At 71.2% G+C, this 23,183-nt stretch carries 23 protein-coding genes and 7 tRNA genes; 12 read left to right on the top strand and 18 right to left on the bottom strand.

The features are described 5' to 3' along the window. Positions 1-51: 51 nt before the first annotated feature. On the bottom strand, positions 52-2,028 hold the full coding sequence (thrS, locus tag ACIP6N_RS17870) for a threonine--tRNA ligase (RefSeq protein WP_401816652.1): 1,977 nt from the start codon (positions 2,026-2,028) through the stop codon (positions 52-54). 260 nt (positions 2,029-2,288) lie between these two features. Here thrS and ACIP6N_RS17865 point away from each other — a divergent pair, with 260 nt between their 5' ends. Beyond that, the gene (locus ACIP6N_RS17865) at positions 2,289-3,035 is read left to right on the top strand and encodes an exonuclease domain-containing protein (RefSeq protein ID WP_401816651.1); all 747 of its coding nucleotides are present in this window, start codon (positions 2,289-2,291) and stop codon (positions 3,033-3,035) included. 114 nt (positions 3,036-3,149) lie between these two features. Here the strand turns inward: ACIP6N_RS17865 and ACIP6N_RS17860 are convergent. From ACIP6N_RS17860 to ACIP6N_RS17850, 3 genes are all read right to left on the bottom strand, one after another. Continuing rightward, positions 3,150-3,221 (bottom strand) — tRNA-Val (locus ACIP6N_RS17860). A gap of 181 nt (positions 3,222-3,402) precedes the next feature. Continuing rightward, positions 3,403-3,474 (bottom strand) — tRNA-Val (locus ACIP6N_RS17855). 72 nt (positions 3,475-3,546) lie between these two features. Beyond that, entirely contained in the window at positions 3,547-4,053 is a 507-nt protein-coding gene (locus ACIP6N_RS17850; RefSeq protein WP_401816650.1) for a TIGR02611 family protein, read from the bottom strand. A gap of 190 nt (positions 4,054-4,243) precedes the next feature. Between ACIP6N_RS17850 and ACIP6N_RS17845 the strand changes: the two genes are divergently transcribed. After that, positions 4,244-4,657, top strand: a complete 414-nt coding sequence (locus tag ACIP6N_RS17845) for an SsgA family sporulation/cell division regulator (RefSeq protein WP_003959770.1) — start codon at positions 4,244-4,246, stop codon at positions 4,655-4,657. Between the two features lie 204 nt (positions 4,658-4,861). After that, entirely contained in the window at positions 4,862-5,443 is a 582-nt protein-coding gene (locus ACIP6N_RS17840; protein WP_401816649.1) for a CGNR zinc finger domain-containing protein, read from the top strand. A gap of 39 nt (positions 5,444-5,482) precedes the next feature. On the opposite strand, the gene ACIP6N_RS17835 is transcribed toward ACIP6N_RS17840, so the two are convergent. Then, complete coding sequence (locus ACIP6N_RS17835; RefSeq protein ID WP_401816648.1) at positions 5,483-5,653, bottom strand: hypothetical protein; 171 nt, start codon at positions 5,651-5,653, stop codon at positions 5,483-5,485. Positions 5,654-5,858: 205 nt separating this feature from the next. Further along, entirely contained in the window at positions 5,859-6,329 is a 471-nt protein-coding gene (locus tag ACIP6N_RS17830) for a hypothetical protein (protein ID WP_401816647.1), read from the bottom strand. Positions 6,330-6,501: 172 nt separating this feature from the next. Between ACIP6N_RS17830 and ACIP6N_RS17825 the strand changes: the two genes are divergently transcribed. Further along, positions 6,502-7,020, top strand: a complete 519-nt coding sequence (locus ACIP6N_RS17825) for a DsbA family protein (RefSeq protein WP_401816646.1) — start codon at positions 6,502-6,504, stop codon at positions 7,018-7,020. A gap of 27 nt (positions 7,021-7,047) precedes the next feature. On the opposite strand, the gene ACIP6N_RS17820 is transcribed toward ACIP6N_RS17825, so the two are convergent. From ACIP6N_RS17820 to ACIP6N_RS17810, 3 genes are read right to left on the bottom strand one after another with little or no spacing between them, the layout of a single operon-like run. Continuing rightward, positions 7,048-7,881, bottom strand: coding sequence for a GNAT family N-acetyltransferase (locus ACIP6N_RS17820; protein WP_401816645.1), 834 nt, complete (start codon positions 7,879-7,881; stop codon positions 7,048-7,050). Positions 7,882-7,941: 60 nt separating this feature from the next. Then, positions 7,942-8,763 (bottom strand): aminotransferase class IV, encoded by an 822-nt coding sequence (locus ACIP6N_RS17815; RefSeq protein WP_401816644.1) that lies wholly within the window; start codon positions 8,761-8,763, stop codon positions 7,942-7,944. Then, on the bottom strand, positions 8,764-9,819 hold the full coding sequence (locus tag ACIP6N_RS17810) for a chorismate-binding protein (protein WP_401816643.1): 1,056 nt from the start codon (positions 9,817-9,819) through the stop codon (positions 8,764-8,766). Positions 9,820-9,965: 146 nt separating this feature from the next. Here ACIP6N_RS17810 and ACIP6N_RS17805 point away from each other — a divergent pair. The 5 genes from ACIP6N_RS17805 to ACIP6N_RS17785 all read left to right on the top strand — a co-directional run bounded on the left by ACIP6N_RS17805 (position 9,966) and on the right by ACIP6N_RS17785 (position 10,457). Then, positions 9,966-10,038 (top strand) — tRNA-Gly (locus ACIP6N_RS17805). Between the two features lie 33 nt (positions 10,039-10,071). Beyond that, positions 10,072-10,145: transfer RNA gene (locus tag ACIP6N_RS17800), tRNA-Cys, on the top strand. Position 10,146: 1 nt separating this feature from the next. Beyond that, positions 10,147-10,218 (top strand) — tRNA-Val (locus ACIP6N_RS17795). Between the two features lie 21 nt (positions 10,219-10,239). Continuing rightward, positions 10,240-10,311, top strand: a tRNA-Val gene (locus ACIP6N_RS17790). 71 nt (positions 10,312-10,382) lie between these two features. After that, positions 10,383-10,457: transfer RNA gene (locus ACIP6N_RS17785), tRNA-Val, on the top strand. 62 nt (positions 10,458-10,519) lie between these two features. On the opposite strand, the gene ACIP6N_RS17780 is transcribed toward ACIP6N_RS17785, so the two are convergent. The 4 genes from ACIP6N_RS17780 to ACIP6N_RS17765 all read right to left on the bottom strand — a co-directional run bounded on the left by ACIP6N_RS17780 (position 10,520) and on the right by ACIP6N_RS17765 (position 13,402). After that, on the bottom strand, positions 10,520-10,816 hold the full coding sequence (locus ACIP6N_RS17780; protein WP_401816641.1) for a zf-TFIIB domain-containing protein: 297 nt from the start codon (positions 10,814-10,816) through the stop codon (positions 10,520-10,522). A gap of 68 nt (positions 10,817-10,884) precedes the next feature. Further along, positions 10,885-11,949: a phosphotransferase gene (locus ACIP6N_RS17775; protein WP_401816640.1), complete on the bottom strand. Its 1,065-nt coding sequence runs from the start codon at positions 11,947-11,949 to the stop codon at positions 10,885-10,887. A 770-nt stretch (positions 11,950-12,719) separates the two neighbouring features. Continuing rightward, the gene (locus ACIP6N_RS17770; RefSeq protein WP_401816639.1) at positions 12,720-12,926 is read right to left on the bottom strand and encodes a hypothetical protein; all 207 of its coding nucleotides are present in this window, start codon (positions 12,924-12,926) and stop codon (positions 12,720-12,722) included. 218 nt (positions 12,927-13,144) lie between these two features. Beyond that, positions 13,145-13,402, bottom strand: a complete 258-nt coding sequence (locus ACIP6N_RS17765; RefSeq protein WP_401816638.1) for a hypothetical protein — start codon at positions 13,400-13,402, stop codon at positions 13,145-13,147. Positions 13,403-13,606: 204 nt separating this feature from the next. On the opposite strand from ACIP6N_RS17765, the gene ACIP6N_RS17760 reads away from it, so the two are divergent. Further along, entirely contained in the window at positions 13,607-14,821 is a 1,215-nt protein-coding gene (locus ACIP6N_RS17760; protein WP_401816882.1) for a protein kinase, read from the top strand. Between the two features lie 36 nt (positions 14,822-14,857). On the opposite strand, the gene ACIP6N_RS17755 is transcribed toward ACIP6N_RS17760, so the two are convergent. From ACIP6N_RS17755 to ACIP6N_RS17745, 3 genes are read right to left on the bottom strand one after another with little or no spacing between them, the layout of a single operon-like run. Further along, positions 14,858-16,216, bottom strand: a complete 1,359-nt coding sequence (locus ACIP6N_RS17755; protein ID WP_401816636.1) for a tetratricopeptide repeat protein — start codon at positions 16,214-16,216, stop codon at positions 14,858-14,860. Then, positions 16,213-16,965 (bottom strand): class F sortase, encoded by a 753-nt coding sequence (locus ACIP6N_RS17750; protein ID WP_401816635.1) that lies wholly within the window; start codon positions 16,963-16,965, stop codon positions 16,213-16,215. Before ACIP6N_RS17750 ends, ACIP6N_RS17755 begins: the two co-directional genes overlap by 4 nt. Further along, positions 16,962-18,662, bottom strand: a complete 1,701-nt coding sequence (locus ACIP6N_RS17745) for a DUF4331 domain-containing protein (protein WP_401816633.1) — start codon at positions 18,660-18,662, stop codon at positions 16,962-16,964. The genes ACIP6N_RS17750 and ACIP6N_RS17745 overlap by 4 nt, the downstream gene beginning before the upstream one ends. A 429-nt stretch (positions 18,663-19,091) precedes the next feature. Between ACIP6N_RS17745 and ACIP6N_RS17740 the strand changes: the two genes are divergently transcribed. Continuing rightward, positions 19,092-20,786 carry a nickel/cobalt transporter gene (locus ACIP6N_RS17740; protein ID WP_401816632.1) on the top strand — a complete coding sequence of 565 codons (1,695 nt, stop codon included), beginning with the start codon at positions 19,092-19,094 and terminating at the stop codon, positions 20,784-20,786. Between the two features lie 16 nt (positions 20,787-20,802). After that, positions 20,803-21,144 (top strand): hypothetical protein, encoded by a 342-nt coding sequence (locus ACIP6N_RS17735; RefSeq protein ID WP_401816631.1) that lies wholly within the window; start codon positions 20,803-20,805, stop codon positions 21,142-21,144. Between the two features lie 49 nt (positions 21,145-21,193). Here the strand turns inward: ACIP6N_RS17735 and ACIP6N_RS17730 are convergent, their stop codons facing one another. Both ACIP6N_RS17730 and ACIP6N_RS17725 read right to left on the bottom strand, forming a co-directional pair. Next, positions 21,194-21,691 carry a hypothetical protein gene (locus tag ACIP6N_RS17730; protein WP_401816629.1) on the bottom strand — a complete coding sequence of 166 codons (498 nt, stop codon included), beginning with the start codon at positions 21,689-21,691 and terminating at the stop codon, positions 21,194-21,196. A gap of 107 nt (positions 21,692-21,798) precedes the next feature. Next, positions 21,799-23,088 (bottom strand): hypothetical protein, encoded by a 1,290-nt coding sequence (locus ACIP6N_RS17725; RefSeq protein ID WP_401816627.1) that lies wholly within the window; start codon positions 23,086-23,088, stop codon positions 21,799-21,801. Between the last annotated feature and the right edge of the window lie 95 nt (positions 23,089-23,183).

Genomic DNA, 23,183 nt, shown 5'->3' with positions numbered 1-23,183 from the left:
GAGACCTCTGTCCCGTACGAGTGCCGGCCGCGAGTGGCGCCGGGCCGGGTACTACACCTGGACGCGGCTCTCCACGGCGTCGACGAGCTTGGCCAGCGCCTGGTCGCGCGGGACGCCGTTCTCCTGCGTGCCGTCGCGGTAGCGGAAGGAGACCGTGCCCGCCTGCATGTCCTCGTCACCGACGATGATCATGAACGGGACCTTCTGGCGCTGCTGGTTGCGGATCTTCTTCTGCATCCGGTCCGAGGACGCGTCGACCTCGACCCGCAGGCCCTTGCGCTTCGCCTCGGCGGCGAACTCCCGCAGGTATTCGACGTGGGCGTCACCGATCGGGATGCCCACCGCCTGCACCGGCGCGAGCCAGGCCGGGAACGCGCCCGCGTAGTGCTCGAGGAGCACCGCGAAGAACCGCTCGATCGAGCCGAACAGCGCCCGGTGGATCATGACCGGCCGCTGCTTGGTGCCGTCGGGGCCGGTGTACTCCAGGTCGAAGCGCTCGGGCAGGTTGAAGTCGAGCTGGACGGTCGACATCTGCCAGGTGCGGCCGATGGCGTCCTTGCACTGCACCGAGATCTTCGGACCGTAGAACGCGGCGCCGCCCGGGTCGGGGACCAGCGGGAGGCCCTGCTTCTCGGCCACCTTGCGCAGCGTCTCCGTGGCCTCTTCCCACGCTTCGTCCGAGCCGACGAACTTCTCCGGGTCCTTGGTGGACAGCTCCAGGTAGAAGTCGGTCAGACCGTAGTCGCGCAGCAGGTTCAGCACGAAGGTCAGCGTCGAGTCCAGCTCGTCGGCCATCTGCTCGCGGGTGCAGTAGATGTGCGCGTCGTCCTGCGTGAAGCCGCGGGCCCGGGTCAGGCCGTGCACCACGCCGGACTTCTCGTACCGGTACACCGTCCCGAACTCGAAGAGACGCAGCGGCAGTTCACGGTACGAACGGCCCCGCGCGTCGAAGATCAGGTTGTGCATCGGGCAGTTCATGGGCTTGAGGTAGTAGTCCACGCCCTCGTCGAGCTGCATGGGCGGGTACATGCCGTCGGCGTACCAGTCCAGGTGGCCCGACTTCTCGAACAGCTTCCCCTTGGTGGCGTGCGGGGTGTAGACGAACTCGTACCCCTCCTCCTCGTGCCGGCGGCGCGAGTAGTCCTCCATGGTGCGGCGGATGATGCCGCCCTTGGGGTGGAAGACCGCGAGCCCGGAGCCGACCTCGTCGGGGAAGGAGAACAGGTCCAGCTCGTTGCCGAGCTTGCGGTGGTCGCGCTTCTCGGCCTCGGCCAGGAAGTCGAGGTGCGCCTTCAGCTCGTCCTTCGACGGCCAGGCGGTGCCGTAGATGCGCTGGAGCATCGGGTTCTTCTCGCTGCCGCGCCAGTACGCGGCGGCGTTGCGCATGAGCTTGAACGCCGGGATGTTCCGGGTGGTGGGCAGGTGCGGACCGCGGCAGAGGTCCTTCCAGCACAGCTCGCCGGTCTTGGCGTCCAGGTTGTCGTAGATGGTCAGCTCGCCGCCGCCCACCTCGACGTCCGCGCCGTCGTCGGTGGAGGCCGCGCCCTTGATGCCGATGAGTTCGAGCTTGTACGGCTCGGCGGCCAGCTCCTCGCGGGCGGCCTCGTCGGTGACCACGCGGCGCGAGAAGCGCTGTCCCCGCTTCTGGATCTCCTGCATCTTCTTCTCGATGACCTTGAGGTCCTCGGGGGTGAACGGCTTCTCGACGTCGAAGTCGTAGTAGAAGCCGTCCTTGACCGGCGGACCGATCCCGAGCTTGGCCTCGGGGAAGACCTCCTGCACGGCCTGCGCCATGACGTGCGCGGTGGAGTGGCGCAGGATGTTGAGGCCGTCCTCGGAGGAGATCTCGACGGGCTCGACGACCTCTCCCTCGGTGACCTCGTACGCCAGGTCCTTCAGCTCGCCGCCCACACGCGCGGCGACGACGGTGCGCTCACCGGGGAATAGTTCGGCCGCCGTAGTGCCCGTCGTCACCACGCGCTCTTCCCGGTCGGAATCGCGTTGGATGATCACACGGACGTCTGACACCGGTCTCTCCTGACTCACGGGGCGCGTCAGCAAACGCTGCGCGCCCCAATCGTACCGAGCCGGAGGGCGGGGCCGCTCAACGGTTTCCCCCGGCGGCCGCCGGGCCCGCCGTCCCACCCGTCCTCCGGCGCACGCCCCATGGGGCCGTACAGAGGTGACCAGGGCGTCGTAAACAGCGCATACGGCACGACCTGTCCGGGTAGCACCGATTCGTGCCGTGGACGAACGGCATCTGGCAGGTATGCACGAGGAGTTCGGCGATGACGAGTTGGTACGAGGGTCCCCTGGCCGCGTTCGGCACCGAGACGACGGGGGTGGACGTCGAGGAGGACCGAATAGTCTCGGCCTCCCTGGTCGTCCAGGAGGCGGCGGGCGCGGAGCTTCAGGTGACCCGCTGGGTGATCGACCCGGGGGTGCCCGTTCCCGCCGAGGCCACCGCCCTGCACGGGCTGACCGAGGACTTCCTGCACCGCAACGGCCGCTGGCCGGCGCCCGCGACGGAGGAGATCGCGCGGGCGCTGGCCGCCCAGCACGCCGCGGGCAGGCCACTGGTGATCATGGACGCTCCGTTCGGTCTGACCATGCTCGACCGGGAGTTGCGGCGGCACCGCGCCTCGTCGTTCGCCCGCTACCTGGAGCGGACACTGCTGTGCGTACTGGACCCCCGGGTCCTCGACAGGCACCTGGACCGCTACCGCAAGGGCCGTCGCACGCTCACGGATCTGTGCGCCCAGTACGGGGTGGCCCGGGGGGAGGCGCATGAGGCGACCTCCGACGCGACGGCGGCGCTGGACGTGGTCAGGGCGGTGGGACGCCGGTTCGCGCTGCGGATGGAGCGGCTGACCGCCCCGGAGCTGCACACGCTCCAGGCGGTGTGGCACGCGGCGCAGGTACGGGGGCCGCAGGCACGCGCCCGGCGGGCATGGTTCCCGCTCGGCGGCACGGCGGTGGCTTCGGACCCGGCAGACTGGCCGCTGCGGGACGAACTGCCGCTGGCGGCCGCCTGATCGGAAGGTGGGGCCCGGACGCCACGAGGTCCCGACCGCACGGAACGCCCCGAACGCGCGAAGGTTCCGAACGCGCGAAGGCCGGTCCGTCAGTGACGGACCGGCCTTTCCCGGTGGGCGATACTGGGTTCGAACCAGTGACCTCTTCGGTGTGAACGAAGCGCTCTCCCACTGAGCTAATCGCCCGGGAACGGACTGAACCTTACAGGTCTCCGCGGGTTTCGATCAAACCGCGCGACGGCGGCCCCGGCATCACAGGGACGGCGGTCCACGCCCGGCCCCCGGAAGCGCGCCGGGCTCCCCCACCGGGTCGGAAACAGACCGAGGCCCCGAAGACCTGGCAGGTCTTCGGGGCCTCAATTCCGGGTGGGCGATACTGGGTTCGAACCAGTGACCTCTTCGGTGTGAACGAAGCGCTCTCCCACTGAGCTAATCGCCCGGACGCACCGCACACATTACCCGATGCCGGACGAGCTCCCGGACCGTCCCGCACTCACGGACGGATCCTGGCTCACTGATCGATCTTCCACGGCATGACGACGCCGAACTTCACGAGGTAGACGGCGAGCAGCGCCGCGATGATCACCAGACCGACGACCGTGAGGATGATGTTGCGCCGCCGGACCTTGGGGTCGAGAGCCTTCTGAGCCGCTTCCGTGACTTTCCGCCTGGTCCAGCGGAGCACCAGCTGTGCCCAGACGAACTCGGTCGCCCAGATCGCCATGCCGCCGAAGATCACCAGCCAGCCGGGACCGGGCAGAGGCAGCATCACGATGCCCGCGGCAACCACCGCCAGGCCCACGACGAAGACACCGACCTGCCAGCTCACGTGGAGCGGCCGCGACGCCCTGATGAAGGCCGGCGCGCGAGAGCCGAGCGCACGCTCGGCCTTCCGCCCGGACTCCGCCCCGCCCGGCTCCCCCGCCGCGTCGGCCCCACCCGGCGATACCCCCGACGCCTCCGGCCCCTCCGGGATCGCCGACGCTACGTCGTCCTGTTCGTCACTCTCCGCATGCATGCGAGCCAACCTACCCGAAGCGACCGCGTCACTGGAATGGCGGCATAACCTGAAGTTACACCCCGCTGTCCGAGCGACTTGAAACCGCACAAAACAGACAGAGGGGTTTACAACGGCACGGTACGTGGCATGTCGATTTCGCCGACGTGCGAATCCCCGAGCGCACACTGAGCGAAAGGCCCTGGCGCTTATGAACACCACGGTCAGCTGCGAGCTGCACCTGCGCCTCGTTGTATCGAGCGAGTCCTCACTGCCTGTACCCGCGGGCCTCCGGTATGACACGGCCGATCCCTATGCCGTGCACGCCACCTTCCACACAGGAGCCGAAGAGACGGTCGAGTGGGTCTTCGCCCGCGACCTGCTCGCCGAGGGGCTGCACAGGCCCACCGGCACCGGCGATGTCCGAGTCTGGCCGTCCCGCAGCCACGGTCAGGGCGTCGTCTGCATCGCTCTCAGCTCTCCGGAGGGCGAAGCCCTGCTCGAAGCCCCGGCGCGGGCCCTGGAATCGTTCCTCAAGCGAACCGACGCGGCGGTGCCACCCGGTACCGAGCATCGGCACTTCGACCTCGACACGGAGCTGTCACACATCCTGGCCGAGAGCTGAGCCAGGCAGAGACCTGCTCGGCGCCGTCCGACTCGGGGAGACGGCGCCGCGCGGACAACCGCATACAGCAGGACACCGGCGCCGTCGTCGCGGAACCCACCGCGGCGACGGCGCCGGTGCGCGCGGCGCCCCTGCCGGGAAGGGGTATTAGAGTCATGCCGATTCGGCGGGCACCGCGCCCGCCTGACGGCCAGGGAGCGAATCGTGCTGATCCCTCACGACACCCGGACCGCGCTCGACACCGTCGTCGATCTCGTGAACACCATGCCGCAGGACGACGGGGACACCGGCGGTGAGGGCCGGGCCGACGGGCTCGCCGACCTGGAATCCCTGTACGTCTTCCTGCGCGCCCACCAGGTCAGTGGGGTGGGCGACGACCTCGGCCACCCGGATCTGGGCGCCGTACTGGCCGTACGGGACCGTTTCGCGCAGGTCTTCGCGGCGCCCGACGCACCGGTCGCGGCCGCACTGATCAATCAGCTGGTGGCGGCCGCGGGGACGACCCCGCAGCTGACCGACCACGACGGCTACGACTGGCATGTGCACTACTTCGCGCCGGGCGCCTCCGTCGCCGATCACCTCGCGGCCGACTGCGGCATGGCGCTCGCGTTCATCGTCGTGGCGGGTGAGCAGGAGCGGCTGCGCCGCTGTGAGGCCCCGGACTGCGGGCGCGCGTTCGTCGACCTGTCGCGCAACCGCTCCCGCAGGTACTGCGACAGCCGCACCTGCGGCAACCGCCTGCATGTGGCCGCGTACCGGGCGCGCCGCAAGGAAGCGGCCGGCTGAGCCGCACGGGAGTCACAGGCGTCGCGGGAATCACGGCAGTCACAGGAGGAAGAGATCGTGCACGGCCGCCAGCAGCAGCAGCGCGCCGACCACGGTCAGGAAGATCATCAGCGGTGGCTGGGAGAGCGCGAAAAGGCAGCCGCGCGGCTCTTCGGCGGGTACGGGGGCTACGGGGGCTACGGGGGTTTGATCCCGTGATGTATCGAGCATCTCGGGAGCGATGATGACGCAGCACGTCACCGGCTCATGACCAAGAGAACTCGTTCGAGCGGGAGTTCGTCATATTCCGTGGAATCTGCCGCGGAATATGCTTGGGTGACGGCTCGCCGCTGACGTCGGCCCTGGTCAGATGCTGTGTTTCAGACGCGGTGTTCCGGTCGCAGCGGTCCGGACGCGGCGATTCGGACGCGGCGATTCAGATGCCGTGCTTCTTCAGGATGGCCTCGATGTCGCTGAAGTCGTCGCCGTTCTTCGTCCCGCCAGGCGCGGCCGTGCCCTTCCCGGCGGGCGTCGACCCGGTTCCGGCGCCCGTTCCCGTCCCACCCCTGAGCGAGGGCACGGATGCCGTCGGCGCGACCGCGTCACGCTGCGCGGCCCTCGCCGCTTCCTTCCGCTGCTTGCGGGTCCCGACGGTACGCCGTTCCACCGCACGGGTCGTGATGAAGAGCAGCCACGCGAGCGCGAGGACGGCGAATCCGCCCCAGGCCACCGGACTGAAGGCGGTGTGCGCCAGCCATTTGACGACGCCCGTCATCACCAGACCGATCGGCACCAGCGCGAACGCGGCGATCCGCGTCGCCCGGAGGAAACGCTTCCGGTACGCGGTGACGGCGGCGATGCCCAGGCCCGCCACTGACACCGCTGACAGAACGGTCTCGGCAATCATCGGGAGCCTCCAGGCAGCGTGCGGTCGACGGTCGGACGTGACTCTTTCTCCACTGTGCACCCCGGAGGGGTGAGAGGCCACGTTCCAGGGTCACCATCAGGGAGATCTGAGGGACGCTGTCCTCCCCAGGTGCCGGTTCCGCGTGGTCGCGCGTGCTGCGAGACTGGCCCCCATGAGCGACTCCACCCCCGCGCGCCCCGTCGTCCTCGACATCTGGTGCGAACTCCAGTGCCCCGACTGCCGCAGCGCCCTGGCCGACGTACACGCCCTGCGCGCCCGCTACGGGGACCGTCTGGAGCCCCGCCTCCGGCACTTCCCGCTGGAGAAGCACCGGCACGCGTTCGCCGCAGCCCAGGCGGCCGAGGAGGCCGTGGAGCAGGGGCAGGGGTGGCCGTATGTGGAAGCCGTGCTGGCCCGCACCGACGACCTCGCGGCCGGAGGCGAGTCCTTCCTGGTGGAGATCGCGGGCGAGCTGGGTCTGGACGCCGAGGAGTTCGACACCGCCCTGATCGACGGGCGCCACATGCTGATCGTGGACGCCGACCAGGCGGAGGGCAAGGCGATCGGCGTGACCGGCACACCGACGTACGTCATCGACGGGGAGCGTCTGGACGGCGGGAAGAGCCAGGACGGGCTGCGGGAGCGCATCGAGGAGATCGCCGACCGGCTGCTCGGCGACGACGCCCCCTGAAGCGGGCGCCTCTCTGAAGGCTCCTCTCTAGAGCAGCTTCTTGTAGAAGTGCCCGCTGGTCGTGGTGTATCCGAGCGACACGTAGAGCCCGACCGCCGGGGCGTTGTCCGCGAAGACGTGGAGGCCGAGCCGCGCCGACCCGGCCTCCGCGCAGAGGCGTTCCGCGAGCAGCATCAGCGCCCGCCCGAAGCCCCGGCCGCGGTGCGCCTCGCCGACCCTCACGTCGTACACGTACGACGTCCTCTCCCGGCCCTCGCGGTGGCTGACCCAGACATGGCCGAGAACGGTGGCGCCCTCGACCAGGACCCACATCGCGACGCCCGGGGTGGCGAGGCCGTCCGGCAGGTTCTCCCGGTGGCTCGCCACTGATTTGGCGCGGGCCTCTTCCGGGCGGGCTCCCCGGTCGGTCCACGACCGCGCGTAATTCTCCACCGAGTCAGCCCGCCAGCGCGCGAACTCCGCCTCGTTCATGGGGCGGCCCTCGACGCCCGCGGGGAGCGCCGGTGGTTCGCCGGGCAGTTCCTTGACCATGTTGCGGCTGCGTTCGGTGTAGCCGAGCGACGCCAGCATCCGCCGTGCGGCGGCGGCTCCGGGCGGCGCGGAGGCCAGGACCTGATCGCATCCCCAGCCGCGCAGCACCTCTTCCGCCGCGAGCGCGGCGACCGTACCGCGACCGCGGCGGCGGTCCGGTTCGTCGATCCGCAAGGAGCCCAGGAGACCGACCGCGGGGCCGAATCCCGGATCCGTGCCGATGTCGATCGTGCCGACACGACGGCTGTTGACGCACACGTCGTACGTGCGCGACTTCGTTCCGTCATCGGCCTGCTGAAGCGGCCCGGCCGGCCGCAGTGTGGTGGTCACCCTGGGAGTTCTACCCGCCCCGGGAGGCCCGCGTCACCTGCTGTGCGGGCCGTCGCGGGTTCACGGGTCGAGGTCCGCGCCGGACCGCTCCTCGAAGATCCGCATCGCCTTGGCGGTCACCGGGCCCGGGACGGCGGTCAGTTCGCGGTCGTCGACGCGGTGAACCGCCTGGACGTCGCGCAGACTCGACGTCAGGAATACCTCGTCCGCGCGCTCCAGGACCGCGACCGGAAGGTCCGTCTCCCTGGCGCCCGTCCACTCGGCCACCAGGGCGCGGGTGATGCCCGCCAGGCAGCCCGACGCGACGGGCGGGGTGTGCAGTTCGCCGTCGAGGACGACGAAGACATTGGAGCCCGTTCCCTCGCAGAGCTGTCCGACCGTGTTGGCGAACAGCGCCTCGGTCGCGCCCTGTTCGTGGGCGCGGGCGAGGGCGACGACGTTCTCCGCGTACGACGTGGTCTTCAGCCCGGTCACCGCGCCGCGTTCGTTGCGCGTCCAGGGGACGGTGATCGCGGCGGTGGTGTCGGGGCGGCGCTTCGTCCCGCCGAGGGCGACGACCAGCGTCGGTCCCGTGTCGCCCCGGTCGGAGCCGAGCGGGGACAGCCCGCCCGTGTACGTGATCCGCAGCCGGCCCAGTTCCACGGGGTTGGCGTCGAGGACGGCCGCGCAGGCGCGGCGCACCTCGTCGAGGTCGGGGTCCGCCAGCCCGAGGCCGCGGGCCGAGCGGGTCAGCCGGTCCAGATGGCGGGTGAGGGCGAAGGGGCGTCCCTGGACGGTCTTGACCGTCTCGAAGATGCCGTCGCCCACGGTCAGTCCGTGGTCGAACACGGACACCTGTGCGTCTTCGGACGATCGCAGCCCGCCGTTGACCCAGATCTTCATCTACGCGGTCCTTCCACTCGGGGCGTACACGTCCGACGCTATCGCGAGCAGCCGGCCCGCCTTCAGCTCGGTCTCGTCCCACTCACGCTCCGGATCGGACCCCCAGGTGATCCCGGCGCCGGTGCCGAAGCGCAGGACGGGGCCCGGCACGGTGGTGCGGTCGATCCAGAACGTCCTGATCCCGACCGCCAGTGAGGCCGTGCCGCGGTCGGCGTCCACCCAGCCGATGCCGCCGCAGTAGGGACCGCGCGGTGCGGTTTCCAGCGCCTGGATGATCTCCAGTGCACTGGACTTGGGCGCTCCGGTCACCGAACCGGGCGGGAAGGTGGCGGCCAGCAGCTCAGGCCAGCCGGCCGCCGCGTCGAGTTCGCCGCGTACGGTCGAGACGAGATGGACGAGACCGGGATGGGGCTCGACCTCGCAGAGCGCGGGGACGGTCACGGATCCCGTGGCGCAGACCCGGCCGAGATCGTTGCGCACGAGGTCCACGATCATGACGTTCTCCGCGCGGTCCTTCTCCAGGAGATCGGCCGCGGTGCGGCCCGTGCCCTTGATCGGCCCCGACTCGACGGTACGGCCGTCGCGGCGCAGATACAGCTCGGGCGAGGCGGTGGCGATCTCCACGCCGTGCGCGGGCAGCCGGATCGTTCCGGCGTAAGGGGCGGGGTTGCCCACCGCGAGCAGCGCGGTCAGCGCGTCGATGTCGGCCCCCGCCGGATCCGGCAGGGGCGCGGAGAGCACCCGGCAGAGGTTGGCCTGATAGACGTCACCGGCAGCGATGTGCTCGCGTATACGGCGGACGCCGGTGAGATACGCGGCGCGGTCGAGCGAGGACGTCCAGTCACCGGGCAGGGGCCCGCGCCACCGGCCCGGGACCGGGGCGGGCACCGGACTGGACCGTACGTCGGCGAAGCGGGCGCAGGTGAGACGGCCTTCGAAGTCCGCGGCGACGGCCCAGAAACCGGTGGAGTCAAGGGCTTCCGGATCATGGGTGACGTCGCGGAGACCGGAGGCGACGAGGCCGCCGAAGCGGGCCAGGGGAGCGAGGGCGTGCACGGCGCCGAGTGTAGAACGGGGTCCTCCGGGTTGCTCTGGCGTGAACGCACCGCAGCACGCTGCGTAAACGCGTTTTTGTGCTGGACCCGGAATCCGCTAGAGTTCACCACGTCGCCGGGCCGCACAAACGGACCGGGAAACGGCACGCGGACGTAGCTCAGTTGGTAGAGCGCAACCTTGCCAAGGTTGAGGTCGCCAGTTCGAACCTGGTCGTCCGCTCGATGTGGGGGATATTTCGCGGCCCCCGCTCTTGGTGGAGTGGCCGAGAGGCGAGGCAACGGCCTGCAAAGCCGTCTACACGGGTTCAAATCCCGTCTCCACCTCCAAGGACGATTAGCTCAGCGGGAGAGCGCTTCCCTGACACGGAAGAGGTCACTGGTTCAATCCCAGTATCGTCCACTGGATCCGCAAGGATTCCCCGCGCGATTAGCTCAGCGGGAGAGCGCTTCCCTGACACGGAAGAGGTCACTGGTTCAATCCCAGTATCGCGCACGCGTTCAGCAGTAGGCAGTGTGGTTCAGCAGTACGCAGTGCATGGATGTTCGCAGTAACGCAGGTCCCGCGCGCGATTAGCTCAGCGGGAGAGCGCTTCCCTGACACGGAAGAGGTCACTGGTTCAATCCCAGTATCGCGCACCACCAGAAGCCCCGGTCGTCACGACGACCGGGGCTTCTTCGTGCTTTTCGTGTGACCGGACCGGTCAGGACGAGAACAGCATGTGCCCGAAGCCCTTCTTGCGGTGGTGGCCGCCATAGTGACCGCCGCCGTGCTGCGGGGCGCCCCAGGCAGGCGCGTGGGCCGCCGGGTAGGGCTGCGCCGGGTACGCCGGCGGGGCGGGCGGTACGGGGCCCTGCTGCTGCCACTGCGACTCGATCCGGCTCAGAGCCTCCAGCTCGCCGTAGTCGAGGAAGATCCCCCTGCAGCCGCTGCACTGTTCTATCTCGACGCCATTGCGGTTGTAGGTGTGCATCGGTGCGTGGCACTTGGGGCACTGCATCGTCGGGTCAGCTCCTCGCCGTTCGTCTGGCACCGCCGGAACGTGGTTCCGGCGACGGTCGGTTCACTTTACGACGACGCGTCGCAGGCCAACTCGGTTGCGAGCGCGGCGATCCGGCCGCAGGCGTCGATCATCAGCTGTTCGGCCTCGTCGACATCGCGGTCCTCGGCGGCGGACCTGGCGATGGCGAGTGCGGCGGTCTGGACGGTCAGGGCCCGGGCAGCGACGTCGAGTCGGGGCCAGGGGTCGCCCTCGGCAGGCACGGCGGGACCGTGCGCCGACCGGTAGCCGGCGAGAAAACGCTGCCACGCTTCCTCCGGCAGCAGCCCGGCGGCGTACCAGGCGGCCGGGCGGGCCAAGTCCCAGGCGGGGGCGCCGATTCCGAGATCGTCCACGTCGATGAGCAGCCATGGCCCTTCGGGGGCGGGGTGGCGCACGAGCTGGCCGAGGTGCAGGTCTCCGTGGCAGAGCGTGACGGCCTCGTCCGGGCCGGCGGCGGCCGGGCTGCGGGCCTCGTCACGTGCCCAGGCGGGCAGCCGTGCCCAGGCGCGCTCCACGGGGACGACGGCAGCCGGCCGGCGCCCCCCGGCCACCGCTGCCCGCATCCGGGCGAGGGCACGAGCGGCCTTGGCGGGCCCGCGCATGGCGGGCAGCGGACCGGGCAGCGCGGCGAGCGGTACGGAGTGCAGCCGGGCGGCGAGGGCACCGGCCTGCTCCCAGGGGGCGGCGTCGGGGTGGTCGGGGTCCACGGGGGCGCCGTAGGGCCACAGGGTGACGAGCCTGCCGGGCCCGCCCTCGCGGGGTGCGTCGTCGCCGGGCGCGTCCTCGTCGGATTGGGGCGGGGGAAGCGGCGGCAGCAGGACGCCGGTGAGCAGCGGGTGCGCGGCGACGGCCGTCCTGGCCCGGTGCGCGTGCGGGTCGGTGTCGTCCGCGTGGGCCTTGGCGACGGCGCTGCCGTGCCGTACGACGGTGCCGTCGCGGCGGTCGGCCAGTACGGCTGCTTCGCGGCCGCCGGGATCGTCGCGGCTTTCGCGCCCGTCACGCGCGCAGGCGGGGCAGTGGGGCGGGGGGAGTTCACGGTGGGCGGCGGCGCGGGCGGCGCGGGTGAGCGTGCGTACGACGGATACGGTCATGGTGCGCTCCCCCGGTGCGGTGTCCTGCCGGGCGGGAGCATACGTGGGAGCGGGTGGCACGCTGCGCGGGGCTGTCCCCTCCCCGCCCCTTCCCGAAACCGGGGCAGGCCCCGGACCCCGAAGGGCACAAGGGACGCGGGGCTGACGCCCCCACTCCCAAGCGCCCGCCTCGCGGCGCGATGCGCCGGTGCGTCGGCAACGCCTCGAAGCGCATGATTCGCCGCGCACGCAGGCCGGAGCTAACGGCGGGAGGTCCCCGGTCGGCGCCTCCCGAGACCGGGCAGCAGCACGAGGGCGTACAACCCGATGCGCCCGCTTCGCTGCGCGGACAGGACCGGAGCCCGCGTCCGGCGGGATATCTGCCCGCGCTGCCGGAAGCAGGGCAACCCCGACACCCCTGAAGACCACCCGACGCGCAAGCCGTGGTGAGAAGCAGGCACACCGCACTGAGCCCGCGTCAGAACAAGCCCCGGCCCCCGAACACACAACGCACGACGCGGCCCGGCTGCAAAAGACACACGCCCGGCCCGGCAGCTGCCCGCGCTTCCGGAAACGGCGTAACTCCCGCGCCGGAGCAGGCCCCGGCCCCCGGGCGCACGGTGCCGCCGGTGGCCGCGGACGCGCCGACCGGCTCTCGCCCAGGTAGCGCGATGGCCGGTCAGCTCCCCAGCTGACCGGCCAAACGCTGCCGTCCGCCGCACCCCCGTCCCCACGGGGTTTATTGGCCGTATGTGCCTGACTCGGGCCGCTCTCCCTCGTCCGGGACGCCGTCAGCGCCCCAGCATCACGCCTACGGACGACGCTTGTGTGACCACCGCTTCCCAGCCGCCGAAGACGACTACGAGCAGCGCCGCCAGAGGAAGGACCATCGCCGCCGCGACCAGCGGATGGCGTCTGCCGGACGGGCGCGTGCCGGACGCGGCGAATGCCCTGCGTCCTCGCATGCGGATCATTGCCCGCGACGCCGTGTCCGCCATGGTCCCTCTCCTGTCCAGTCGTACGGCAGCGTGGGTCCGGCCCCGGGAGAGGGGGGCACCATTCGCCGCTCGACTTCAACATTAGGGATCCGGCGCGGTCACGTCGTCATGCCCGCGTACCGATTGCCGGGCCTGCGGGAGGATGAGTCCCGGCCGTGCCGACTACTCCCCTGGGTGGAGAGCGGGACACGGCTGTGCATACATGAGCGGGAAGGGAACTAAGAACCGGATACTTCCAGGACGGAGTGGTCCGGGGAGTCCTCCCTCGGTACCGGCTGTTCCACGAGCGCGAGCACGCGCGTGGCCATGAACCGCGCCGTACGTACCGCCGATCCGTTCCTGGTGACTTCGCTCACTTCCACCACCCCTCTGCGCACCGCCGTCTCGACCCGGCGGCCCGCTCTGCTCGCGATCACCTCGTACGTACGCGTCGTGTCACCCGCGTCCACGACTATCTCGACCCGGTCACCCTTCACGATCCAACTCCCCCTTCCGCGACGGACCATTGCGATCTCGCACGGGTCAGGGGATCTGGATCCGCCGTCCCCTGACCACCCCTCAAGTTTCCCACCCGGCACTGACAATCGGTCGGCCCGGGAGGGCGCGGCCTATGAGCGCGCCGGGCGGGCTGTACGTAAGCTGTGCCACGGCACACGGACGACCGGGCAGCGGGGATGGACATGGCGATGATGCGGCTCCGGCGCGAGGACCCGCGTGTCGTCGGTTCGTTCAGGATTCACCGGCGGCTCGGCGCGGGCGGTATGGGTGTGGTCTACCTGGGCTCCGACCGGCGTGGGCAGCGCGTCGCGCTGAAGGTGATCAGGCCGGATCTGGCGGAGGATCAGGAGTTCAGGTCCCGTTTCGCGCGTGAGGTGTCCGCCGCGCGGCGTATCCGCGGTGGCTGTACGGCGCGGCTGGTGGCGGCGGATCTCGACGCGGAGCGGCCGTGGTTCGCCACCCAGTACGTACCGGGGCCTTCGCTGCACGACAAGGTGAACGAGGAAGGTCCGCTGAGCGCCGCCGACGTGGCGTCCGTGGGTGCGGCGCTGTCCGAGGGGCTGGTGGCGGTGCACGAGGCCGGGGTCGTTCACCGTGACCTCAAGCCGTCGAACATCCTGCTCTCCCCCAAGGGCCCGCGCATCATCGACTTCGGCATCGCCTGGGCGACCGGGGCGAGCACGCTGACGCATGTCGGTACGGCGGTGGGCTCGCCGGGGTTCCTGGCGCCCGAGCAGGTGCGGGGCGCGGCGGTGACTCCCGCGACCGACGTGTTCTCGCTGGGCGCGACGCTGGCGTACGCGGCGACCGCCGAGTCGCCCTTCGGGCACGGCAGTTCGGAGGTCATGCTCTACCGGGTGGTGCATGAGGAGGCGCAGCTGCACGGCGTGCCCGACGCGCTCGCACCGCTCGTACGGGCCTGTCTCGCCAAGGACCCGGAGGACCGGCCCAGCACGCTCCAACTGTCCATGCGGCTCAAGGAGATCGCGGCCAGGGAGGCCCAGGGACTCTCGGACAGCCGGCCGCCCGCCCAGCGGGAGCGGCGCGAGCAGGAGCTGCCGACCGGGCGGATGACCGAGCGCTATACGGAGCGGAGCGCCGACCGGTCCGCCGAGCGCGGTCCGCACGCCGAGCGCGGTCCGCACGGCCACGCACCGGGTGCTTCCGGCACCGCGGCGCCCCGGCCGCCCGCTCAGCGCGGCACTTCGCCCCGCAGCGGACGCTCCCGCCCCCAGCGGCAGCGTCAGGGGGCCGGCCGGCGCGGGAACGGCGTCGCGCGTATCGCCTCCGGTGTTCCCAGGCCCGCCAATCCGCGTCTGCTGCGGCAGCGCATCATCGTCTTCGTCGTGGTGACGCTGATCGTCGCTCTGGGCATCGCGGCCGCGCAGCAGCTCTGAGGCGTTCGCGCCGCGCGGGTTCACCCGCGCGGCAGGTCAATTCCCTCTCGCCACGGCGGTCAGGGCCGCCCGTGCCTTCGGCGCGTGCAGCGGGCTGAAGCGGGGGTTGAGCGCCAGGGCCCGGGTCAGGTCGCGGTGGGCGGAGGCGGTGTCGCCGAGAGCGCGGTGGATCATCGCACGGTGGTAGTGGAAGAGCGCGTTCCTGGTGCCGAGAGCCAGTGCCCGGTCGGATTCCGCGAGCGCCTCGCGGTCGTGGCCGTTGACGTGCAGGGCCCAGGCAAGAGCGTCGTGGGAGTCGAGGAAGGGGCGGCTCTTGATCCCCCGGCGCGCGATGACCAGGGCTTTCACGGGACTTCCGTGGTCGGCTTCGAACAGCGCGGCATCGGCGTCGGGAGTGACGCCGTTGCGGGTGAAGAGTTCCTGTTCGGCCCGGAAGATCTGGTACTGCTGGTCGGCTTCCCAGGTACGGCCGAGCGACTGGTAGAGCTCGCCGAGCTGGAGGACGTATTCGGGCAGCGGGACCCGTTCCACGGCCCGGGTGAGATCGGTGACGGCGGCGTCGGTCTTTCCGAGAGCGGCCTCGGCCCTGGCTCTGGCCTGGAGCAGGGCGGTGTAGGAAGGGGCGGCGCGCAGGCCGGCGTCGGCTTCGGTGAGCGCGGCGGCCGGGTCGCCGCTGTTGAAGGCGAGTTCGCTGAGGTAGTAGCGCGCGAAGGCCTGGTCGGCCGGTCCGCCCGCGTCCTGGAGCGCTCGCCGCATGTCGGTGCGGGCGGTGGCGGTGTCACCGCGCAGTTCCGCGACGTAGGAGGCTCGGGCGAGGGACGGTGTGCCGGGTTTGAGGTCGACCATGCGCTGTACGGCGTCCGCGGCCTCGGAGTAGCGGCCGAGCTGGGTGTAGGCGTCGGCGAGGGTCCCGTACAGGGAGGAGTTGTACGGGTTGACGGCGAGGGCACGCCGGGCCCAGTCCCGCGCCTGGCCGAAGCGGTGGCGGCCCGCTTCGAGGGCGGCCATGCCTCCCATCGCGGTGAAGTTGTCCGCCGGCTCCACCGCCAGGGACCGCTTGAGGACCGCTTCGGCCTTGGGGTAATACGTCGGGTCGGCGGTCGACTTGGCCTGCTGGACGTAGTTCAGCCCCAGGGTGCCCAGCGCGACGGCGTCCGTCGGTGTCTGCCTCAGGTGGGCCTGGAGCGCGGTGATGCCCGTGGACAGCGGGTCGGCCCCGGTGGCGTGAGCGCCCTGTTCGGTGGGCGGCGCCTCGTGCCGGTCGCTCCGGCCCGCGGGCCAGGGCGCCAGGCCCAGTCCTCCTGCGAGGAACAGCCCCGCTCCCAGCGCGGTGGCGACGGCGGCGGACAGCAGAGGGCGTCGGTACTTCGGATTCCGACGGAGGAACGTGGTCAATTCCTGCTCCGGTGGTGGGTGTGGGAGGGCGGGGTGGACGGCTTCGGGGTGCCGGGGGCGGCGAGTGTCGCGTAGAGGACGACGTTGTCGCTGTATCCGCCCTGCTCGTTGTCGTAGGTGCCGCCGCAGGTGATCAGCCGCAGGGCGGGAGGTCCCGCGGCCGCGTAGACCTGGTCGTCGGGAAACGCGTCCTTCTCGTACTGGCGCAGGGCCCGGACGGTGAACGTGACGCTGCTGCGGTCGCCGCGGTCGACGGTTATCGCGTCTCCGGGACGGAGCGAGGAGAGGCTGTAGAAGGCGGCGGGGCCGGTGGCCGAGTCGACGTGGCCCACGATGATCGCGGCGCCCGGGTCGCCCGGCCTCGGGCCCTCGCTCCACCAGCCGACCTGGCTCGGGTTCTCCGGGGCGCCGAGACGGCCGTCCTCCTGTATGCGCAGGCGGGTCAGAGGCCGGTCGAGTCCGATACCGGCGATCCGTATGCGTACCGGCGGTGCCGCCCGGGCCGTTCGGGCGCCCTGGTCGGCGGCGCCCTGCGGGAGGGGGAGAGAGCCGATGTCCGCCCGGGCCGGGGTCCGGTGCGGGGCCGCGACCAGCGCGGAGGTGCCGACGGCTGCCAGGACTATGCCGGCCGCGGCGGCCGCCGCCGCGAATACGCGGCCCTGGCGCGTGGGGCGGCACCGGCGGATGTGCCGCGGTCGCCCGCCCTGCCGTGAGGAGGGCGGGCGACCTTCTGCGGTGGGGGTGGTCATACCTGGCCGGCACGCCGTCGGCGCAGGGCCAGAAGTCCGGCGCAGGCCAGCAGGGCGCCGCCGCCGACCGCGGTCACCGGCACGACGGGGAAGCCTCCGCCGGCGGTGCCGCCGAAGCCCGCGCCGACGCCGCCGTCGGGATGCAGGGAGTCGGCCTGGTTGACGGCGGCCGTGTTGGGCAGCGCCACGTACGGGAAGGTGGCACCGGGCTGCCGGTAGGGGGAGTCGACCCCGTCGCCCGCAGCCAGCGCGGGCACGATCTTGCCGGTCTGCGCGGCGCCTTCGAGGGCCTGGAGCTCGATGTCGACGACATCGTCGTTGAGCCGGCGGCCGTTGGGGAAGCCCTGGAGGTCGTTGCCGAGCACTCCGAGACGGTTGGGCTTGGCGGAGACCGGCACGGACATGTTCAGCCGCAGCTCTTCGGCGGGAACGAACGCGCTCTTGTTCACATCGGCGTTGAGCAGCTGCGAGTTCAGGTCCGCCTTGATGGGCCCGCACGCCTTGCAGATGCCGGTGAGGAAGATCTCCACGAGGTCGTTGCGCGGAGTGGGCGGCGCCGGGATCCCGTAGATGCTCTGCACGACCATGGGCAGGATCGGGTCCTTGACCTTGTTCACGACCGGAGTGACCGTGTGGTCCTCGTACGGGGACAGGGTGTTGAAGGCGTCCTTGTACTTGAGCGGCACGACCACCTCGTTGACCAGCGGGTTGCCGAGCCGGGAGACCTGGTGCCAGCCGGGTTCCGCGCCCTTGTCGGGTGCGCCCTGCCCGCTTGTGAGCTGCCCGCTCGCGCCCTGTCCGCTCGTACCCTTGCCGTCCTGCGGCGCGGCGTTCTCGCCGCCCTTGCCGCCTGCGGCGGTGACGACCGCGCCCTGACGGTCCGTGGTGGCCCACACGCCGATCACGGGGTTGCGGGTGGCGTCGCCCTTGAGAGCCACGCTCTTCTTGGGCACCTCGATGGCGATGGTGTTGACGTTGTAGCCGGCGAGCGTGTTGTGGCCGGTCTCCGAGAGATTGCCGCCGTAGAGGAGGTCGAAGATCCGCAGATCCAGGAAGAACGGGTCGGACGCCTGCCCGGCGTACGTCTGGCCGCCGCCCGGGAGCTGCACGACGGCCTCCTTGCGCAGCGCGGCGTAGTCGGGCATCGACGCCTTGCCGACCTTGGAGGGGGCGGCGGGGGCGTCCTTGAGCAGCGTCCTGGTGTTGCCGGTGCTGTCGGTGACCGTCAGGGAGTACGTCTGACGGAAGTTCAGCGTCGTGTCGTTCAGGGAGTTGACGACACCGGTGTTGTAGAGGAACTGGTTGGCGGAGTCACGGATGTGATCGGTGAACGCCCAGGTGTAGGTCGTGTCGGGCTTGCCGTCCCCGTCTCCGTCGACCTTGATGTGGTAGCGGGCGTCGTTGGCGAACGGGTAGAAGTTCGGTCCGCCGTTGGGCTCCTCGAACGGGATCCAGTTCGCCACCAGGGTCACCATGTCGTGGTTGTCCGGGCTGGTGAACGCGTAGAGGTCGGTGTTGTCGGCCTTCGGGTCACCCGCGGTCAGCGGCGCCTCCCGGTGGCTGGACGCGGAGCTGACGCCGGGGGTGAGGCCGGTGAGCGCGGCCGAGGTCACCAGGGCGAGGGTGCCGAGGGTGGCGAGAGCGCGTTCGGCCGGCCGGGCCGGGGGCCTGCGACGCGATGGGCTGGAGAACTGCATGTGCCGTCCGTTTCCTGTGAGAGCCGCTGCCCCGTGGGCGGGGACCTGAGCGGCTGAGGGCGTCGGGAAGCTCGGAGACCCACACGGACCCGCCCGCTTCCGTCGCGAGTGACGTCAGCTTTAAGGCGATAGGCACGTAATGTGACCGAAGCTATGAATAAGGCACCATGCATGAGGTATGACCGCAATGCCGCTGAGCCGAATGAGCTCTCCGGCGCCTTCTCCTGAGCAACGTCTCCTGGACTACTCCTCCTGAGCCGACCCGATGGCCTTGATGCCCCGTGCGGGTGACGGGACGTCCGGGTCAGCGCGCACGCCGGTCAATCGGGTACGTGTGACTTCACGTCCTCGGACAGACCGTGAGGGCGGCGGGTGCCCGGCCAACGACTCGGGGCGCGTACCCGCGCCGTCCGGCCCTCGGAGGGATTCATGACGTACAGCCACCTCGTCAGTCGCGCGGCGGCGACGGCCGCGGGCGTGGTGTGGCTGCTCGGTGTGTCCGCCCCTGCCGCCGAGGCCCACCCGCTCGGCAACTTCTCCATCAACCACTACACGGGATTCACCCTTCGTCCCGGCCGGGTCAGCGTGCTGGCGGTCACCGACGCGGCGGAGATCCCCACCCTTCAGGCCGCACCGGGAGTGGACACCGACGGCGACGGCAGCCAGAGCGAGAGCGAACGCGCCGCGTGGGCCACCGCCCGGTGCGCCGAGACGAGCAGGAGACTCGTCGTCACCACCCCACGGCGGCTGGCCTGGACGGTTTCCTCCGCCACCTTCGGCTACCGGCCGGGGCAGGGCGGCCTGCGCACCAGCCGGCTCGAATGCCGGCTCCAGGCCCCGCTCGACCTTTCGAGCGGCCCGGTGACGCTGCGGGCCGACACCGGCGTTGACGCCTCCCGGGTCGGCTGGAACGAGATCACGGCGCAGGGGGTGGGCGCCCACCTCCAGCACTCCAGCGTGCCCGGCACCTCGTCCACCGGAGAACTCCGCGACTACCCGCGCGACCTGCTCGCCACCCCGCGCGGAGACACGAAGGCGCGGTTCACCGTCCTCGCGGGTGACACGGCGCCGGGCGCTGACGGAACGTCGTCCGAGGCGGGCTCCGGGGGCGGCCTCACCGCGCGCTTCGAGGCGCTGTCCCAGTACGTGACCTCACTCGCCGGTGCCCGGAACCTCACCGTCCCGGTCGGGCTGCTGGCGGTCCTGCTCTCCTTCGTCCTCGGCGCCGGCCACGCGCTGCTGCCGGGCCACGGCAAGACCGTCATGGCCGCGTACCTGGCCGGACGGCGGGGCCGTACCCGCGACGCCGTCACCGTCGGTGCCACGGTGACGGCCACGCACACCGCAGGCGTCCTCGTCATCGGCCTCTGCCTCACCGCTTTCTCCTCGCTCGCGGGCGACACCGTGCTGAACTGGCTCGGAGTCGCCGGCGGCGCTCTGGTGACGCTGGTCGGGGCGAGCCTGCTGACCGACGCGGCGCGCCGGGCGCGCCGCGACCGCGGAGTCAGCATCGCCGACGATCCGGCGGCCGACGTGCCCCAGTCCGCGCTGGTCGGCGCGGCCGGCTCCGCCGCGACGCCCGGAGCGGAACTCGGTACGGTCTCGACGGAGCATCACGTCCGGGCTCACGGTCATGACGAGGGACCTGCCCACGGCCACGGCGAACACACGCACGATCACGCGCACCCTCACCCGCACGCGGGCCCCCACCCTCACAGGCACGGCGAACCACACCGTCACGGCCTGCTCGGCCACCGCCACACCCACACGCCGTCCGGCGCCGGGGACCAGCCGTTCACCACCCGTGGTCTCGTCGGTCTCGGGATCGCCGGAGGTCTGGTGCCGAGTCCGTCCGCCCTGATCGTGCTCCTCGGGGCCGTCGCGCTGGGCCGGACCTTCTTCGGCGCGGCCCTTGTCCTGGCGTACGGGGTCGGCATGGCGTCCGCGCTGACCGCCGTCGGCCTGCTCCTCGTACGGCTCGGGGGCCGGCTGGGCAGGCTCGCGAACCGTCCGGCGTTCGCCCTGGTACGCCGCGTTACGCCGTACACCGCCCTGCTGACAGCCCTGCTCGTCCTCGTCGTCGGGCTCGGCCTGATGGCCCGCAGCCTGCCACCCGTCCTGTAACGCACCGGGAGCGCACATGACGTACCGCCGGATCATCTCCTCCGTGTCCCTGCTGGCCGCCCTCGCTCTGAGCGGCTGCGCGCCGTCGCCCGGCGGCTCCCTGGACGCGCAGCCCGGCACGCCGTCTCCCACCTGCCGGGTGCACCAGAGGAACGAGCCCGCCGCCAAGTACAGCGCGGGGTCGCGCGCCGACACACGGGCCGTCCTGGAACTGCTGCGGTACTACACCGCGAACGGGACGAAGTCCTTCTGCGACGGCAAAGCCGCCAGCCGCACGGACCGCCGATGGAGCGACCTCTACACCAGGCTCGTGGGCGAACACGGCAACCGTCCCGGGCGTGACACGCAGGTCCGCTGAACCCTCCTTCACGGGAAGGCCCGCGAGGTGTCCCATTGAGGCGCGCGCCCTAAATATGCTGCAACTGCCCGGCGGTGACGCCCGGGACGGTATCGAGGGCGGGCCAGGTGTGGGTCTGGAGCGCCAGGCGTGCGGCGACGGCGGGGTCGGTACGTCCGAGGAACGCGAGGTGCCTGATCGCGTGCGCGGCGACGTTGTCGAGTGACAGATCCGGCGGTGCGGGACGGCCGGGACTGGGTGAGCGTGCGATGTCGTGCGGGTCTGTCAGGGGGATGCCCGGACGGCTCGGGTCGGGGTCCGGGTGGACGAAGTAGGTCAGGATGATGTGGCCCTCGTCCGTGGCGCGCCAGCTGCTGGAGTGCACGATGTGCCGGTCGTCGTGCTCGTCCAGGAGCGCGAGGCGACGGGCGGTGTCGTCGGGGCGGGCGCGGCGGTCCAGGCCGGTGACCAGCCTGCGGTAGGCGAAGCCCTCGCCCGGATCGTGGCGCAGGAGCAGTACTTCGACGAGGACGGGCGGCGGAGTGACGGGCGGGGCGGGCGTCATCACGTGACGGCTCCTGGGTCGGCGGGCGGGCCAGGTCCTTACAGGACCCACCCCAGCCTCATCGCAGGCATGACGCAACTGCAACATATGCGCAGTTAGGCGGTCGCGCTTTATTTTTCCGCGGATACGGAGTTTCCGGAGGCCGGTGGAATGAGGGCGCCGCCCTCGGAAAGCTGCCACACGCTGCCTTCGGAGGCATCCCGTATCCGGACCCCGCCGGCCGCGAGGACCTCGCGTAACTGGTCGGCCAGTTCGTACGCGCCCTGGGCGCGCAGGCGCCGGCGGAGACCGAGCAGGGGGTCGAGGACGCGACCGAGGGTGTGTTCTGGCTCCACCATGCCCCGTTGAGCGGGCTGGGCCATCTGGCGGATCATGCCACGCAGGACCGTGCGGGCCCATTCCCCGCCCTGGTCCTCCTCCATGTCGGCGGCCCACGCGGCGATCACGGCCTCCAGGCCGAGGATCGCCTCGACCATGCCTGTGGCGTCCCGTGCCGAGCGAGCGGTGTCGAAACGCGCTTCCGACGCGGCGACCGCCTCCTGGAGGGTGACCGGACCGTCGTCCGAGGACGCGTCCGTCCGGTCATCGGCGGAGGGCTGCCGGGGCGCGGGAACGTTTCCCGGCGTCTTGCCGCCGACCGAGTCGCGCAGTTGATCCAGTGTCAGGACAGTACCGGCCGGGATCGGTGTGCTGACGCCCCTGCGCCGAATGGTCATCACGCCACGCCCCCACACCCGCGCCGCGGACGCGGCGAGGTCGATGATGACCGCGGTGTGCTCGTCGATGCCCAGGACTGCGCTGTCGTCAGGCAGTTCCCGCTCCAGGGCGGCCAAGCGGGGTTCGCCGAGATAGCAGAAACGGGTGTCGTGGGTGCCGCCTTCGGCGTTGTCGTAGTGCGGGATGACCGCGACCTTCACGCCGAGTACCCCGAGCAGGTCCAATCCGTCCAGCCAGACGGGGGGATGCCCGGCCTTGTAGACCTCGTAGACAGGCAGCGCGGCGAACCCGGCGGTGCACGCCGCCGCGGACGCCATGACCGTGACCCCGTACCCCCGGCGCACCCGCTCCGACAGGACCTCTCCCAGGCGCTGGGCGTGCCAGCGGCTGAGCGCGTAGGAAGGGCTGCCGGGGCCGGAGAACACCCAGGCCGCCCTTCGCACCTGATCGCGCACGCCGTCCATGTCCCCTGCCCCCGTACCGGTGTCCAGGTCGGGTGCGACTTGGGTGGTGAGGCCCACGCTGCGGTGGAAGTAGTCCCGCGCCCGCGAGGAGATGTCATCGCGGTTCACCTGGAATCCGTAGGGCGTCTCCAGGATCACCGCGCCGGGATCGCCGCCCAGGTGCGCGACCAGCTCCCGGTGCAGAGTCACCATCGTGGGACTGGTCTCACCCGAGCCCATCAGTGCCAGAACTCCCCGACCAGTGTCCACCCGGCCCCGCCCCTCCGCCCGGAGCGTCCGTCCACCGGGCATGGGCGCCCCTGGATCCGACTCCC

Source organism: Streptomyces sp. NPDC088725 (assembly GCF_044751305.1).
GTDB lineage: Bacteria > Actinomycetota > Actinomycetes > Streptomycetales > Streptomycetaceae > Streptomyces.
The sequence above is the reverse complement of the archived record's forward strand: the minus strand, read 5'-3'. Positions and strand labels throughout refer to the sequence as shown.

What these genes read in the sequence shown, in the direction of transcription:
- ACIP6N_RS17745 (WP_401816633.1), bottom strand. Translation starts at nt 18,662, where the DNA reads ATGCAGTTCTCCAGCCCATCGCGTCGCAGGCCCCCGGCCCGGCCGGCC.
- ACIP6N_RS17825 (WP_401816646.1), top strand. Translation starts at nt 6,502, where the DNA reads ATGAGCGACTCCACCCCCGCGCGCCCCGTCGTCCTCGACATCTGGTGC.
- ACIP6N_RS17845 (WP_003959770.1), top strand. Translation starts at nt 4,244, where the DNA reads ATGAACACCACGGTCAGCTGCGAGCTGCACCTGCGCCTCGTTGTATCG.
- ACIP6N_RS17775 (WP_401816640.1), bottom strand. Translation starts at nt 11,949, where the DNA reads ATGACCGTATCCGTCGTACGCACGCTCACCCGCGCCGCCCGCGCCGCC.
- ACIP6N_RS17770 (WP_401816639.1), bottom strand. Translation starts at nt 12,926, where the DNA reads ATGGCGGACACGGCGTCGCGGGCAATGATCCGCATGCGAGGACGCAGG.
- ACIP6N_RS17780 (WP_401816641.1), bottom strand. Translation starts at nt 10,816, where the DNA reads ATGCAGTGCCCCAAGTGCCACGCACCGATGCACACCTACAACCGCAAT.
- ACIP6N_RS17850 (WP_401816650.1), bottom strand. Translation starts at nt 4,053, where the DNA reads ATGCATGCGGAGAGTGACGAACAGGACGACGTAGCGTCGGCGATCCCG.
- ACIP6N_RS17865 (WP_401816651.1), top strand. Translation starts at nt 2,289, where the DNA reads ATGACGAGTTGGTACGAGGGTCCCCTGGCCGCGTTCGGCACCGAGACG.
- ACIP6N_RS17735 (WP_401816631.1), top strand. Translation starts at nt 20,803, where the DNA reads ATGACGTACCGCCGGATCATCTCCTCCGTGTCCCTGCTGGCCGCCCTC.
- ACIP6N_RS17740 (WP_401816632.1), top strand. Translation starts at nt 19,092, where the DNA reads ATGACGTACAGCCACCTCGTCAGTCGCGCGGCGGCGACGGCCGCGGGC.
- ACIP6N_RS17725 (WP_401816627.1), bottom strand. Translation starts at nt 23,088, where the DNA reads ATGGGCTCGGGTGAGACCAGTCCCACGATGGTGACTCTGCACCGGGAG.
- ACIP6N_RS17815 (WP_401816644.1), bottom strand. Translation starts at nt 8,763, where the DNA reads ATGAAGATCTGGGTCAACGGCGGGCTGCGATCGTCCGAAGACGCACAG.
- ACIP6N_RS17835 (WP_401816648.1), bottom strand. Translation starts at nt 5,653, where the DNA reads ATGCTCGATACATCACGGGATCAAACCCCCGTAGCCCCCGTAGCCCCC.
- ACIP6N_RS17750 (WP_401816635.1), bottom strand. Translation starts at nt 16,965, where the DNA reads ATGACCACCCCCACCGCAGAAGGTCGCCCGCCCTCCTCACGGCAGGGC.
- ACIP6N_RS17830 (WP_401816647.1), bottom strand. Translation starts at nt 6,329, where the DNA reads ATGATTGCCGAGACCGTTCTGTCAGCGGTGTCAGTGGCGGGCCTGGGC.
- ACIP6N_RS17760 (WP_401816882.1), top strand. Translation starts at nt 13,607, where the DNA reads ATGGCGATGATGCGGCTCCGGCGCGAGGACCCGCGTGTCGTCGGTTCG.